This is a genomic window from Mesotoga sp. H07.pep.5.3 (genome assembly GCF_002752615.1).
In the GTDB taxonomy this organism is placed as follows: Bacteria; Thermotogota; Thermotogae; order Petrotogales; family Kosmotogaceae; genus Mesotoga; species Mesotoga prima.
Genome location: NZ_AYTV01000012.1, coordinates 668,020 through 682,966, shown reverse-complemented (window position 1 = coordinate 682,966; position 14,947 = coordinate 668,020). Strand labels below are relative to the sequence as shown.

Genomic DNA, 14,947 nt, shown 5'->3' with positions numbered 1-14,947 from the left:
TTCTTTTGAGAATATTATTGACTAATGATGATGGAATAGAATCAACAGGAATAAGATCGCTTGCAAAAAGGCTTTCAGCAGCTCATGAGGTCACAATAATCGCTCCAGAAAGTAACCGAAGCGGGGTAAGTCATTCAATAACTTGGTTAACTCCGGTAAAAATAAGGGAAAGAAGCACCGTGGAAAATGTTTCCTCCTTCTGCACAAGTGGGACTCCTGCTGACTGTGTAGTGGCAGCTTCGGTAATCAAGGGCCTAGGGAATTTCGACCTGGTAGTGAGTGGGATAAATTGCGGTCAGAATCTAGGAGTGGATATTAGGTATTCGGGTACTCTCTCGGCGGCGCTTGAAGCAAGAATTCATGGGATTCCAGCGATGGCGGTATCGATTGCCAGTGAAGAGAATCCAGATTTTCTCGCAGCGGTTGATTTTTCGGAAAACTTTGTGAGGGAGTACGACTGGAACAAGCTTCCAAAGCATACAGTTCTAAATGTTAACGTTCCGGCAGTTCCTCAAAACAGGATTAAAGGCATAAACTGTACAAGACCCGGCGGTTTGCTTAAGAGGCGCTGGTTTGAGAAGAAAGTCAATGAATGGGGCGAAGAAGAATTCTGGATGAAGAAGGAAATCCTCTACGATTCTCACAAGGAAGATCTTGACTATGTGAGTATAGATAGAGGGTTCATTTCTGTGAGTCCTATCGACTTCTTCGGATCCTGCGAAGAGAGTTTCAGGTTGTCCCTGGAAGAAGATCTGAAGATATTTGAAGCGCACTGGTTGAACAAAGGCAACGAAAGATATTCGGTGGCTTCTTTCGAGAAATAGACTCTAACGGCTAGTGGCTCAGAACTTCAGGAAGGTGAAGAGTTTCCCGTAACCCACTTTTAGAGACAATTCCGGCTTTCCGCTCAGTGCCATGGAAGCAGAGAGGGTGAACTCCTGCTTCTCATCAGGGCTGTAATGGAAGTCAAGAGAAAGCCTCGCTTTTCTGGTGATCGGTTCTGCAAGTTTGTACCAGTCAAATTCAAACGGTTCGCCGTAAAAATCTTCGATCCCATATGAACCCTGCCTTATGTATTCAATACGCAACTCCGTGAAAATCTTACATGTTTCATAAGAAAGACCGAGAAGGTCAAGCGAGATATCGGGACCGTACGGAAACCCGTAGAAGCCGTTTATTACGAGGTAGGCACCCCCCTCGATGTCATCTGCGTTGAAGCGGATCGGGTTTATATATTTTCCTTCCTCAAACCCTCTATTATAGAGATACGGGGTACTATGGTAGTGCTCATACTTCAGTTTCAACCCTCCTGATTCTCTAAAGAGAGTCTTCTCCCTGAGACCGAACTGCCCGTCCCACAACACGGGTCCCACGTAACTCTCTCCATCAATCAAAGCGGCTTCCCCTCCAAGATACCATCCTAACGAAGTGGGGTTTTCAGTTCTATCTCCGGGGATCAATATATCATCGGCATAGAGCATGCCGTATAAATCCAGACTTCCTATCTTGGATTCGACGAACAAGCCCGCGTTAACGTTGGAGTTCTTTGCGTAGTTGTTGTGAAAGACCATGAAGGGGCTCATGTCTTTCAGGTCGGGAAACGTATTGCTGATGAGATTCGTCTCGACGATACCGATTCTTGCTAAACTGCCCTCAAAACCGATGCTGTGGCCGATGAGCGTTCTAGGGCTATCAAAAATTGAACGGTCGGAAGATATGACGAAGAAGCTGTAGAAGTACTTACCGGATAAAACCTCCTCGCCAAGATCGAGCCAGAGATGTTCGAAATAGGGCACTGTCTCCGACAGCACAAAATTGTAAGTCGCGGGACCGAGGTGAAGTTTTCGCTTACCGGCAGAAATTCTCAAGAAGTCATTTTCAAACTCAGCAAAGCCGACCCTGGGAAGATCTGTATCCATATAGAGAGTATAAGCGTTGTGCCTGATCGGGAAGTTCGACCAGCTTCTTCCTCGAAGAAAAGAGGTAATGTCCTGCCTGAAGTCGAGCCTGAACAATGCCCGATAATTGCTTCCCGACAACTCCACGCCGGCCGTCGCAAATGCCGGATAAGAGAAGTAACTGCGCAGGTCATCGAAGTCAGGCTGGTACCCTCTATCGTGTACTGTGTAGTTGTTCAGGGAGAGAACAGGATAAACGCTCAAAAAAAGCCCCGTCTTTGCGCTCAAAACAACGGAAATAACTATCAGGAACGGCAGAAGAAATCGTTTCATGTGAAGCAGCCTCCTCTTTCGATTATACGAGATTATCCCATAAGTTGACCAGAATTCTTCTTTCGAAAGGCAATCGAAACAAAACTTGCAGTTCAGCCCAAAATCAGTTGTATAGAATACGATGCGGCAATCGGGCTCGACAGAGAGCCTCTGGATTATTCAATCGCCGTGTTCTCCATGGATCTGCCGGGGAAAAACCTTTGCAGCCCTATCCCTATGAGCGGCGCGAAAAAAACGATGACTGGAGTGAACAATCTAACTTCAGCGGTTTTTGCTACAAGAAAATTCATAACAATGAACGGAAGAATCCAGAACCATGTCTTCCTGAAAAAGCTGTAGTGCTTCACTTCTCTAAGAAACAGCAGTGGAATCGACGCAAAGATCAGCGGGTAGATCCATGACCAAATATAGGTGATATTGTATCTCAACTGAATTAAGTCCACAGAGTACTCCGCATTCGGATATAAAAAACGACTGACGACAAAAGTTAGAGCAGCTGGAATCACGCCGGCAATTAAACTCTTGGACAGAATTAACGCTCTTTTCGACCAGGATAGGCCTTTATTGAAATTGAAGAGGAGATAGATGAGGGAGAGAAATATCATATGATCCGGCCTGAAAAGCGATCCCAGTACCATCAACAGGCAAAGAAGATAGAATCTGCCCCCTTTGGCTATCAACAGCAGCCCACCGATGAAAAGAGCTGCAGCATGAAAAGTCTCCCAGCCGAAATACATGGTCGTAAGGGGCATTATGGCCTGAAAGACCACGGTCGACAGCAATGATTCGGAAGGCGAAGAGAAGAGTCTGCAGAAGTTGTACAGGAGTAGGAGGGTCAAAACGTTGAAGAAGAATCTTGCCGTGATATGGCCGTTCAGAATCCGGTTCTCATAACTCGATAGATCCACGGCTCTTTTGATGTCCTCGGGCAACCTTTCACCAATAAGGAGAGCGGTCGTTGCAGGGTCCGTCAAGTAGACCTGCCAGTTAAGACTGCTTGCAAATGTCTTGAGTGCATTGTTGAAAAGAAGATTCTTGCCGGTTACAGAATCGACAAGCTCTTCGATGACCTTCTCTAAATCCGAGACGAGTTTCTCTCTTTCGACCAGCGGAAAGTAGGAGTCTATCATACCCTTTTTCTCTTCTGTCCAGTAGTCTCCTGATAATAACATCATTGAAAGCTCTTCACTGTTTTCATCGAGCCACTCGATGGGAATGAATTTGAAGAGGTTTTCCACAAGGTAGTAACTTCCAAATCTGTACTGATCAGGCGCGAAATTCTCTCCGGAAAGTACTCTTTTATGCTGATTTATTCTCAGGTATCTTGATACAAAGAGATACTTTCCATCCGTAGTCCACACAGTCATCGATGTAAATATGTAGGAAAGCAAGACAAAAATGATAAGGAGAAGAACCCCCCGTCCCATGCTAAATTTTTTATCCACGGTTCACCTCCAGATTTCTGCGGATTACTGCAGTTCGCGCTTGAACGTAGAGATAATACCATTGCATTTTTCAAATCATGAAATTCTGATCTTTCATGTGCGATGCCTGCTGCAAAGCTTGTGCAACATATTGGATCGAAAGCAGACTTATCGCTCACGCCTCCCGGCTGTTCGCCAAATTCTTCTCTCCTTCGAGAGACCTGATTACACCTCCTATGACAAGAGGAATGGAATAAATAACTAGAGGAAGGAACAACCTGACTTCGGCTGTCTTTCCAAGGACGAAATTTGTCCCTACGAACAGAGGAATCCACGTCCATGTCTTTCTGTAGAATTCGAAATGCTTGATTTGTGAGAAAAAGACAATCGGTAACAGAAGAAGAATCGAAGGGAAGATCCAGCTCCATATATGAGTAATGTTGAACTCAAACTGAATTAGATCGACATAGTACTCGGCTTCAGGAAAGAGAAAACCGCTGATAAGAGCCGTCGCAACCACAGGTATTATCAGAAGCAGCGCAGAGAATAGCGCTCTTGACCATTGTCTTCTTCTAAGAGACTCAGTTCCGTGTATCAGACCATAAATCAACGCGCCAAACAGCGCATGATCCGTTCTTGCCGTGCAACAGAGAATCGTTACGAGAAATAAAATTAGCCTACTTCCGTCCCTCTTTGTTAGCAAGAGCATTGAGGAAAACAGCAGCAATGAAAGGACTGTCTCGGCCTGCAAGAAATCTTGAAGGGCGATTGGAACCAAAGCGGCGAAGAGAACCACTCCAAACAGCGACTGTACAGGGTTCAGGAACTCTCTGCACAGAAAGTAGATTATCGTCAGAAGAATCATGAAGAGGAAGAATCTCGATGTGAAATATCCGTTCACGAGTCTTGTCTCTTCGCTGTCCTCTAGCAGATGATTCCTGATATTTTCCGGTATCATCTCTCCAAGAGTGAGCAGGGTCTCTTCGATATTCGTCAAATAGCTCTGCCATTGCAGACCGTCTATCATGCCCCGCAGAAGATTTTGAACCAGAGCGTTGCCCGGGAAGAATGATTCTAAAGTCTCATCAATTACCCTCTGAACTTCGCCAATCATCTCTTCCCTGTCGTCCTGGGGGAAGAACTTGTCGACGTTTTTCTGCATCTCGTCTGTCCAGGCTTCCTCACTAGTAAGCAAACCGGAAAGGTTGCTGTTATATACGTCATACCATTTTAAAGGGATGTACTTGAAGAAGTTCTCAACAAGGTAGAATCCACCGAAGCGATATTGCTCCGGAGCATACCCCGTGCCTCTGATTAAGTTCTCGTGCCCATATACTCTAATAAATCTCGACACCGTCAGAAATCTGCTGTCTGTCGTCCAGACACTGACAGAGGTGAAGACGTATGACAGAACAAAGACAAACAAAAAGACAACTGCGGCGCGTCTCGCTTTCGCACTCAGGGCAAATTTCAAGTGATGATCGGCCATGATTTCCCCACCCAAGCTTTCATTCGCACAATGAATTGTCTATCAATAGCTCTCCCATAAACGGCCCCAGGGACTCTCTTTCTTCCACTCTTCGAATATCTTGACACCGTGCTTCTTCCACCAGTACTTGTCATGATAAGTGTCCGAAGCGGCAACAAAGATTTTCACAAGCGGTGTGTGGAAGAAGAGTTTCTGAAAGACCTTCAACGGACTGAACCAGAGCAGATCTCCGACTCTGCTCGCAAAGTTGTCTCCAACATGGAATTTAAAGTTGACACCGGAAATGTCGTCTCCGACAAGTTCTATGTTCTCTGGTCTTCCATTTCCGAGTTCCTCTTCATCGGCCAGCCTAATGTATTTCAGGTCCATCGGGTTGAAACCCATCATTTTCGCTGCGACGGCATCTATTGCGACCTGATCTTCGCTGGCAAGTATGTAGTCTGCCTTCACGGGAATCACTGTCCGCGGTCCCGGCCCATTCCCTGCGGTCGTGCCGTCCATGAAAGCGAACAGACCCGAGTGTATCTCCTTCTGTATCTTCAGCAAGTCAACCAGTGTCTCGTGTATCCATGAGTGGGTGTAATGCCTCTTAACGTTGAGCAGGCCACCAAACGCATTTTTCATCGCACCAGTAGTTGTCGTATATATGTGGCACTTCATCGTTGGGAGCTGGATTATATTTTTCCCGAAAAAGTAGTCTGGCAGTTTTATTCCCTCTGGAAAGATCTTTGGAAGTACCATCAGTTTGCTTTTCGGTGTGTACTCAATCCAGGTCATATCTTTCGATTCGAAGTTGTACAGAACACGGATATCGAACTTATCGTAGACGATGTCATACTTGTTCTGTTTCTCTCCATACTTCGGTCTCGTAACGACGGTTTTATTCTCAACCGATACGATGTCGTTCATTCCCTCATCCTTTAATGCCAGTACGACTCCTTCTAGCTGCCATGGTGTACTGTTGGCACCAGGCATAGGAAGATGCCAGGATATGTTGTCCTTCAAGATTGTAGTTGCGGTCTTATCTAACGCTTCACCCATTCCAGCTAGCTTGGCCAGTCTTCTGTAATCATCTAATACGGTTTCAGGTTTGGTCTTAATTATAGCTACTCTCGTCTTTTTCATCGAAATACCTCCATCATTTTGCAACTGAAACAAGCCAGATTCCTAAAGCAATAACAGCGATTCCGACAATTTTCATTGCACTGAGTCTTTCATCGAACAGGAAAACTGCTGCAACGGTAACGATCGCAAATCCTGCACTTGTCATTATCGGGTATGCAACTCCCAAACGCATCTTTGTCAGAACCACACTATAGAAGATAAATGCAACACCAAATGAGATCAGTCCAAGCCATACGCTGATGTTAGTAACAGAGTTTATCAGCATCCCTTTAAGTCCAACGCTTCCTATATCAGGCGCGTTCTGCATCCCATGTTTCAGCAAGATGTTTGCTACAGCATTAAAAACTATTGCTATAACAAGAATCAAGGCTTCAGTCAGATTCATTCAACATCCCCCTTCACAGAAAACTTGGTAAATAGATTACCAGCATAACAGATACTATCCAAAACAGAACGGTAAGCACGATCCCAGTATCTCTTGTCACAACCTCCGTTGGATCTCCTTCGCCGTTTCTGAAAAGGAGAAGCAGATATCTAAAAACCCCGTATGTCACAAATGGAACGGTGTATACAAATTTATCCGTGTTGAACTTCAGAATTGTCGATGGGTCCAAGCAGTAAAGCGTATATGCGATTATCGTTATAGATGCCGTTGCAATCATCAAATAATCAAGATATCTGTCATTATAAAGGCTAAGCACCTTTCGATGATCATTGCTACCTTCTTTCAGAGAAAGCAGTTCGTTCCTTCTTTTGCCGAACCCAAGGAAAAGTGAGAGGAAGAATGTGGTCACCACAATCCATCCGGTTGGAGTCGTTTCAATAGCGTATGCACCAGCCATTACTCTTATCACAAAACCGGCAGAAATACAAAAGGCGTCTATCAGTACCAGCTCTTTACCCTTCAAGGTATAGAAAAGATTCACAACGATATATAGCAGCAAGAAGAGCGATGACAAAAAAGGGAGTAAAGAACTAGTCACTGCCGCTGATCCAAAAAGCAATAAAGAAACAATCACAGCGCTTGAAACCCTGACTTGACCAGAGGCTATTGGTCGTTCCTTTTTCCTTGAGTGATGACTGTCACTCTCTCGATCTCTTATGTCATTCAAAATATAAACGCCGCTAGAAGCAAGACAAAAAGCAAAGAAGATCAGTATGGCTCTTAAAACCGATACCGTGTCGGTAAGGCTTGAAGAGAAAATCAAGGGAGCGAACACAAAGAGATTCTTGAGCCACTGTTTCACCCTTATTAACCTTAGAAATATCGAAAAGGCCATCATTTTCAACTCCTACGGCGACAAGACTTCACCATTCGCGTTATATTCATCTTTCCTCACAGTGTAGCAGTTCTCACTAGAATACATAGTATTCAAATAATCTGACCGGAAGCAGTAAATCAGTCTGAAAAGGAAAATCCTTCATCGAACAATTCAAGGCAGGCATCTACTACTTCTGGATCGAAGAGCCTGCCTTTGCCCTTTCTGATCTCGTCTAAGGCCGCATCGATACCTAACGAAGGCCTGTAAGGTCTGTGCGATGAAATTGCTTCTACAACATCGGCCACGGCAATTATTCTCGCTTCCAAAATGATTTTTTCTCCTGTGATGCCTTCAGGGTATCCGCTGCCATCGAGTCGCTCATGATGCTGGTAAATCGCATCTGCAACAGGCCAAGGAAATTTGATATCTTTGAAAAGCTCACGACCCGCTGCGGGATGAAGTTTTATTAGATCGAACTCCAGATCCGTGAGCCTTCTTGGTGTACTCAGAATCTCCGCGGGCACCTGAATCTTCCCCACATCGTGAATCATCGCAGAAAGCCGAAGTCCCCTTATTCTATCCTCTTCAAGTCCAAGTTTCTTTCCAATGGCGACGGACAACTCCGCAACCCTTCTCTGATGACCCGCTGTATAAGGATCTCTGAGATCTACGGCAGAAGCGAGAACGTTTATCGATGCCTCCATTGTCTGAGAGAGAATACCAAGGCTTTCTCTCAGCTCTTCGGTCCTTTCTCTGACTTCTCTTTCAAGATGGAATCTTCTGTTAGTTAGATAACCTACTAAGAGAGAGAGTGAAAACGTCAAAGTAAATCCAAAAGCAAGAACGAAGATCCAGTTGTCCAAAGGATAAACGGCACTGAAGTCGGGTCCAGGGTGCGCCACAACAGCAAAGACTCTACCAAATACAAAAAAAGGAATTACTAGATTGAGTTCGCCGACATCATAGTGCCAAAGGGAAGAATGTGCGGAAGGGTTGACTGAGAATGCATAATCATGACCCAAAGAAAAGAGTAAGTAGGGTGACCCGTCTTCCAGTATCTGATACAGTCCAAGAATAACCTTTGGATCCCCTTCGCTATCAAGCACGGGTAATGTCTTCACAAAAGATTCTGGGTGAACGAGAGCGCCAACAAGCCCGATAAAATCCTTAAAATTCCCCAAAACCGGCTTGAAAACTAAGAAATGTGGTCTCGAGTCATCATGATTAGGAATAATAAATGGCTCAGTAGCCGTAATGAGTCCACAAGAGATGGCTTTATCTATTGTAGCTCTAATTATCAGATTGGAGCCCAAATCCAATCCTGCAAGAGTACCATACTCTTCAAATGGCTCAACATACTTTATGGGGTACCGAAACTCTTCAGAACTATTAAAGGTATCAACGTTTTCATCTTCAAATTCAAAGTTCCAAATGGAGAACTGCTCAAAATCACTTTGTCCAGATCTTGACTCGGACGAAGGGGATTCGGAAACCTTAACTCTCTCTACCCAGAACCAAGTATTCATAAGCCCATTTGAAGTCAGAGACTGCGTGTAGTTCCGAAACTCGTCTTTTTCAACCACACTGCTTGATTCGAAAAAACGCGAAAGTCCCTCAAGTTCATAGTCCCTCAGATTAGCTATCTTCTCGATCACATAATGAGCCCGACCTTCAGCCAGGGTAATGAAAGCACTGTTTCTCAGCTCCTTTTGCTGTTCATGTACAATAAAAGTGGAAAACAAAGTCACTGTTACTCCAACTACAAGAAATATCAGACTGTCTAAATACCTTACAAACCTTTTCTCCAATTTTTCGGACGGAAGTCGTTCTCTCCACCTAACCAAGAAGTAATAAATGAAAGCTATCAAAACTAAAGTAAGTGAAAATATTATCGGTAATAATGCATAGGACAGATTAAGGCCGCCCCAGTCTTCTGAATCGATATCGATGCCTAAAACCGCAAAAACTGCATCAGAATAAGGATCAACTACTGGGACAGCTACAGTAATCATCGTTCCCAATTTGTCAGGCATTAGGGGCATTACGGCACCCCGACCTGTTTCGAAAACCGTGAGAAGATCTTTATCTTCGCAGAGCTCTCCGGGTAGCGACTCATCTTCCGAACCTGCGATGGCAGAATCAACCAGAAAAACCATGTTTCCATCACTATTAATGCTCATTAGATAAACATACTGAAAATCAGGAAAGATTTCACTGATATTAATTAATTGCTGCTTAAGCCTTGAGTACTCGGGTTTGCTCATATCATCGGCATTACCGTCCAGTTTAGAAAGTTCCTTCATGTCAAGCCCGTTCTCGAGGAATCTTGCCTGTCTAAGAAGTTTTCTGGAAAACTCTTTTCTTCCGCGATTTATTTCGGCAAGAGAAAGAGAAATCCCTAGTGCTAAAACAATAACTATAGAAAGCAGAATAAGAGAGCGCGCAGAGAGGCTTCTTGTAAAGCCTGATAATCTGTTGGGGAAAAAACGTCTTCGTCCTTTGATAAGCGGCATTACAGCACCTCTCCTGAAAACTCTCTCAAATGATTCTAGCACAACGGACCGCTAGAACCTCTGCAGCAAACATTTTCTGGAATCTCTGAGTCGGATTCTAATACATTTCATTAAGATCTACATACTCTTCAGGTCTCCCATTGCGAAGAAAGCCTTCTATGTTCTTTATGGTACCATCTACCATTGACTGCATACTTTCTACCGACCAGCTTCCGACGTGCGGAGACATGACTACATTGGAAAACCTATGAATTGGATATCTCGATGGAAGTGTTGCAGGCCTATCGCTCGAGGGATACTCGTACCAGACATCTATTGCCGCGCCGGCGAGAGTTCCGCTTTTCAAAGCATCGTACAGCGCCTGCTCATCGATTACTCTTCCCCTGCTCACATTTACCAGATATTTGCCCTTCATCTGACTTAGCAGATCGGAACCGATGATCCCCGCTGTCTTTTTCGTCAGCGGAAGAGCAACGAAGACGAGATCACCGGCCCGAATGGCATCGTGAATATCGTCTGTCACTCTCTTCACGTAAGGGAACTCGCCGCCGGAGGTTCTTTTGAATCCCGTTATTTCACATTCAAAGCCGCTGATCAGTTTTGCTATCGCCTGCCCGATCTTGCCCAGGCCGAGAACAGAGCACCGCTTCCCGATGATGGAATACCAGGTCGCCTCCTTATTGGATGGCCGACCCAACCATACCCCCTGCGCAAGATCGTTATGAAGTTCGACAACTCTTCCCGTAACAGCTAAGGCTAGAGCTACGGCCCTTTCGGCAACGACCTCGGCATTCTCATGGGTGTTTGAAACGATGACGCCACGTTCTCTTAACCGTTCAAGTGGAAGACCATCAACACCGGTCCAGGGAACGACGACCATTCTGAGATTTCTGGCCTTATCGAGGTCGGCTTGCGAAAGATTTCCCTTTACTATTACCTCGGCATCGGAAATATGGGCTTTCGGATCGCTGTCGCTGGAGTACGAGATGAAAGAGTGTTCGGGAAATGCTCTTGCAAGCTCTTCAACCTTTCCTTCCCAGTATCTGTCAAGTCTATTCAGGAATAAGATCTTCACGTTTCTAACCTCCCACGGGATTTTGCGCGAGAAAATCGGAGTTTGTAGCGAACCAAACCGTTCTGAGTCTGGACTTCGTTCACAACGATGAACCCTATCTTCTCATAAAAACCGACGGCATCTTCATCTGTCCACACTGCAAGAGTATCTATCATGAAGGAATTTATCATTGTCTTTATCAGTGTGCTGCCGAAGCCGCTCCTTCGCTTGTCTTTCCTGACGGCAAGATGCAGAAGCTCGGGCTCTTCACGCTCATGGAGCTTCAAACCGGCTACAGCAACTATGCTTCCTCCCTGTCTCATCACAAAGAGCCTTCTCTCCGGAGCCTGATACATCTTCAATACTTCGTCGGACTGCTCCGGTCTTCCCAGACAACCAGAAAAAATCTCTATGAACCTTCCGGGAAGATTATCGAACTCGACTTCCTTAATCATTTTTCAACTCCTTGCTTTCTGAATCTGCCGCCCGAGATCGGAAGCATTCTCAAGCGATATCTCGGTTGGCCTCAGCTCAATCTCTCAGACCTTCGCGAAGACAAAGCAGAACCAGCTTCACTTTCAAATTCAATTGTATCTCATCTACAATTCTAACATTTGGCCAAACAGGTGAAGCGAGTCGATGCTCTTCAAAATGATTTAACCGAGCTTCCCTAGCGCAAAATAGGGCAGCCAACACAACCCTGCCTCGATAGTTTTTCTTCTGATTCTTCTCATTTCGTAATCTCTAAGCTCCTGGACAGCAAGAAAATTGAAGTTCTGCTAAGGTGAAAGGCCAGCCATTGGGAAGCCTCTAACGAGGATTTGAGCCGCGTAAAGCAGCGGTTACCTCATCCCAGGTCATCGGTGATGTCGATCTTCCTTATGAAATACACTCCCGAGGCGATCGCGATGCTGGAGACAACCAGAACGACCGGAAAGCCCAGAAGTCGCAGCACACTGCCCAGAATCAGAGGAAGAAGAGCGGTCACAAGACTGAGCGCGCCCGATACACCTGTATACAAAGGTCTGTTCGTATCGTTGGAGATTTCTATAAGAAGCCACTCAAATCCGATCTTTCGTGCGCTCAGGGTTATACCTGAAAGGAAAAAGACTATAAGATAGAAGTCAGGAGAAGAGGCAGATAGAAGATATGCAATTAGTGGAATAAAGCTGCCAATCGTTGCGCAGGTTATAAGCAGTCTTTTCAAACCTCTCCTCTTAAGAAAGCGATTCCATAGAACCCCGGCTCCAAGCATACCTATCATCTGAAACAGGAGAAAACTGCCCACATCGCTTCCGTTCAACCCGAAGCTGTCCTTCGCCAGGAGAACATAAAACGGGATCAAGACCAATCCGAAGCCTGTCACGTTGTTGAAGACGATGTAGTTAAGCAGGTTCGCATCGTTCTTCAGTGTTTTTGGAATGCTCTTCATGATCTTCCAGAAGCCGGGAATTTCACTTCCTTGAACCTCCCTCTCCCGTACTCCCGCGAATCCAAGCGAAGCAACGAACAGCGAACTCCCTCCAATGAAGAACATCAGCGAATAGTTGACCGGATAACTCACGTTTCCAACTATGTACTTTGCGACAAAGCCTCCGAGAAGTGACAAAGCGCTCCCGGCAATCTGTCTGTACGACATGAAACCGCGTCTATCCTGCTTCAATATTGACTGACCGAGCAGATGAGTGTAACTGATTCCCGCAAAGACTCCTCCAAAGGAAAAGACGGAGATTACGGAAAAAAGGAGTACGAGAAGAGCGGTGCCTCCGACAGGCGAAAGCAAGAGAAAGCCTATGGAGAAGAGGGCGCCGACTCTCAAATAGATGCCGAGAAGCAAATACGGTTTCTTCATCCGTTTCGACATAAGGTATCCAGCGAATGTCAATTGAGCCAGAAGAGGAATCCCCGTCGAAATTGCGGTAACGAGGCCTATTGCAAAGCTCCCTCCTCCTGCCGCCAGGATCATCGATGGAAGGACCGTGTTCACCTCAACAAAGGCCATTGTCAGCGCAAGAAACGAGGCGTGCCAAATAAAGCCCAAATAATGTCCTCTATCGCTTTCCAACTCTCACCTCAGCATTTGGTTAGCAACTTCCCGCTCAATCCGATAATAAGAAGTATACCATCCGATAATTCTACTATAAGCGAACCGTTACCCGCAGAGATCTGAATCACCCCGGTTCGAAGCAATGAAAAACGGATCGAGATCTGCCAGGATTATTGAGCCGACTAAATACTTTTCATGTGAGGATGAAACGATTAGAAAGACCGGAAGCCTGCATAAACCACTGGAGGATGTCTGCAGCGCTAACCCAGTTACGAAGCGCTCTGTGAATGTGGCCGGATGTTCCTTCTAAATGTTCAGGGATACAAGAAGTGGAACCCAAAAGCAGCTGCTGAGAGAAAACAATTTGTGCAGGGGCATGATGTGGCTTGATTGCAGCTCAATGATATAATGCAGCAAGGAAGAGTGTTTTCGGAAAGGCCAACCTGCCAAGAATGTTTTCGGCGCGGCTCCAATATTTGGTCTTTGTTTCGACTAGAGCGAAATATATCGCTAGAAATCAGGAGGAGTCATGGAACATATAGTTAGATTCGAAGAGATAACAGAGGAGACGGTACTCGACGCTATCCGTTTGAGTGGTACCTTACTCAAAGGACAGGAAAGAGCCGTGGCCTCAAATGCAGTTTCGATCGCTCAAGCCCACTTTGCAAAGAATGCCTGGTTCCGTGCAATCTATGCAGGAGATGACATGGTGGGCTTCATTATGCTGGACTTCACACCCGATCCGAGAATGAAAGATGTTAAGCACGCCTCCATGTGGCGCTTCATGATCGGCGGCAAGTATCAGAAGATGGGATATGGAAGAGACGCTATCCTCTTGTTGATTGAGTATCTCAAGGCCCAGGGTTACGAGAAGCTCTTCACCTCTTGCATAGTCAATGATCCTTCCCCGCTCCACTTCTACCTGAAGCTGGGCTTCGTCGATACTGGGGAGTGGGACGATGATGAAAAGATACTGATGAGAGACCTCTAGTAACCGGCCTCGAGAAAGAGATAGTCGTTGACTCTATCAAGCTTTCCTGCCATCGTTGTGAGCTGATCGGCTTTCAATGACACTTCATATGCCAGAGTAAGGAGACCTACGGCATCCAGCACATAAGAGAGCTTCGACAGCTCCTCTGCAATATCGCCTAGAACGGGGTTTTTGTACTCCATGAGCCTCAGAAGCTCCACAATCAGAGGAACCGTCTCTTCGAAGATCTCGAGGATCGTTTCCCAGTTGTCGATTCTCTCATGCTCTCCGAGAACCTCGAACGACCAGTCTTGCAGAGGCCCCATCACTTCACTTCTCATGCTTGCGAAATCCCTGTTCATACTCCAGCTCGCAGCGTAGAGATCGAGATCTGAAATTGACAGCGAAGCCAGGCGAGCCGCCCCCGACAGAGACTCCTCAAGCTCTCTTATTACCGGTTTTGTGAAATTGCGGTAAGTGAGGTCGGTATAGACTACCTGCCGGATTTCATCCCTGACGCTTCCTTCATCCGAGTCTTCGCCGTCTTTTACCCATCCGAGCATGTCACCCTTTACTAGACTCAGAAGCTCCTCGGCCTTTGAAGGATCGGAAAGGTATGCCCTGAGCTTATCTTTCACGGCCTCAAGCACATCGTCGAGCAGGTCGTTTTTCACATAATCTACGAACTCATCCAGCAGTGCTTCGATTGATATCTGCTGTGCCACGCCGCTCCAGTTACCCGAGATAATGTCGGCGATAATCGAAGCGGTGGAGAGTATTATGTTCTTTGCAGAAGATATCATTGCGGCCACTTCCTCTGCATCTGAACTTG

At 45.8% G+C, this 14,947-nt stretch carries 13 protein-coding genes; 2 read left to right on the top strand and 11 right to left on the bottom strand.

The features are described 5' to 3' along the window. The first annotated feature begins 5 nt into the window (after positions 1 to 5). Positions 6 to 824: a 5'/3'-nucleotidase SurE gene (gene surE, locus V513_RS07020; protein WP_099772140.1), complete on the top strand. Its 819-nt coding sequence runs from the start codon at positions 6 to 8 to the stop codon at positions 822 to 824. A gap of 18 nt (positions 825 to 842) precedes the next feature. Here surE and V513_RS07015 read toward each other — a convergent pair whose 3' ends face one another. The 10 genes from V513_RS07015 to V513_RS06970 all read right to left on the bottom strand — a co-directional run bounded on the left by V513_RS07015 (position 843) and on the right by V513_RS06970 (position 13,163). Continuing rightward, on the bottom strand, positions 843 to 2,231 hold the full coding sequence (locus V513_RS07015) for a hypothetical protein (protein WP_099772139.1): 1,389 nt from the start codon (positions 2,229 to 2,231) through the stop codon (positions 843 to 845). Between the two features lie 155 nt (positions 2,232 to 2,386). Next, positions 2,387 to 3,676, bottom strand: coding sequence for a hypothetical protein (locus tag V513_RS07010; RefSeq protein ID WP_099772138.1), 1,290 nt, complete (start codon positions 3,674 to 3,676; stop codon positions 2,387 to 2,389). A 154-nt stretch (positions 3,677 to 3,830) separates the two neighbouring features. Further along, positions 3,831 to 5,144: a hypothetical protein gene (locus V513_RS07005; RefSeq protein ID WP_099772137.1), complete on the bottom strand. Its 1,314-nt coding sequence runs from the start codon at positions 5,142 to 5,144 to the stop codon at positions 3,831 to 3,833. A gap of 42 nt (positions 5,145 to 5,186) precedes the next feature. Further along, entirely contained in the window at positions 5,187 to 6,269 is a 1,083-nt protein-coding gene (locus tag V513_RS07000; protein WP_099772136.1) for a DUF362 domain-containing protein, read from the bottom strand. Between the two features lie 13 nt (positions 6,270 to 6,282). Next, positions 6,283 to 6,654, bottom strand: a complete 372-nt coding sequence (locus tag V513_RS06995; RefSeq protein ID WP_006492632.1) for a DMT family transporter — start codon at positions 6,652 to 6,654, stop codon at positions 6,283 to 6,285. Positions 6,655 to 6,667: 13 nt separating this feature from the next. Next, positions 6,668 to 7,552: a decaprenyl-phosphate phosphoribosyltransferase gene (locus V513_RS06990; protein WP_099772135.1), complete on the bottom strand. Its 885-nt coding sequence runs from the start codon at positions 7,550 to 7,552 to the stop codon at positions 6,668 to 6,670. A gap of 116 nt (positions 7,553 to 7,668) precedes the next feature. Beyond that, positions 7,669 to 10,044, bottom strand: a complete 2,376-nt coding sequence (locus tag V513_RS06985; protein ID WP_099772134.1) for an HD domain-containing phosphohydrolase — start codon at positions 10,042 to 10,044, stop codon at positions 7,669 to 7,671. Between the two features lie 97 nt (positions 10,045 to 10,141). Then, positions 10,142 to 11,119, bottom strand: coding sequence for a 2-hydroxyacid dehydrogenase (locus tag V513_RS06980; RefSeq protein WP_099772133.1), 978 nt, complete (start codon positions 11,117 to 11,119; stop codon positions 10,142 to 10,144). Continuing rightward, a complete protein-coding gene (locus V513_RS06975; RefSeq protein WP_099772132.1) occupies positions 11,116 to 11,553 on the bottom strand; it encodes a GNAT family N-acetyltransferase in 438 nt (145 codons plus the stop codon). Before V513_RS06975 ends, V513_RS06980 begins: the two co-directional genes overlap by 4 nt. A gap of 392 nt (positions 11,554 to 11,945) precedes the next feature. Continuing rightward, positions 11,946 to 13,163: an MFS transporter gene (locus V513_RS06970; protein WP_099772131.1), complete on the bottom strand. Its 1,218-nt coding sequence runs from the start codon at positions 13,161 to 13,163 to the stop codon at positions 11,946 to 11,948. A 511-nt stretch (positions 13,164 to 13,674) separates the two neighbouring features. Between V513_RS06970 and V513_RS06965 the strand changes: the two genes are divergently transcribed. Next, the gene (locus V513_RS06965) at positions 13,675 to 14,136 is read left to right on the top strand and encodes a GNAT family N-acetyltransferase (RefSeq protein WP_006492621.1); all 462 of its coding nucleotides are present in this window, start codon (positions 13,675 to 13,677) and stop codon (positions 14,134 to 14,136) included. Here the strand turns inward: V513_RS06965 and V513_RS06960 are convergent. After that, entirely contained in the window at positions 14,133 to 14,918 is a 786-nt protein-coding gene (locus tag V513_RS06960; RefSeq protein WP_051070386.1) for a hypothetical protein, read from the bottom strand. The two genes, V513_RS06965 and V513_RS06960, sit on opposite strands and share 4 nt — an antisense overlap. Between the last annotated feature and the right edge of the window lie 29 nt (positions 14,919 to 14,947).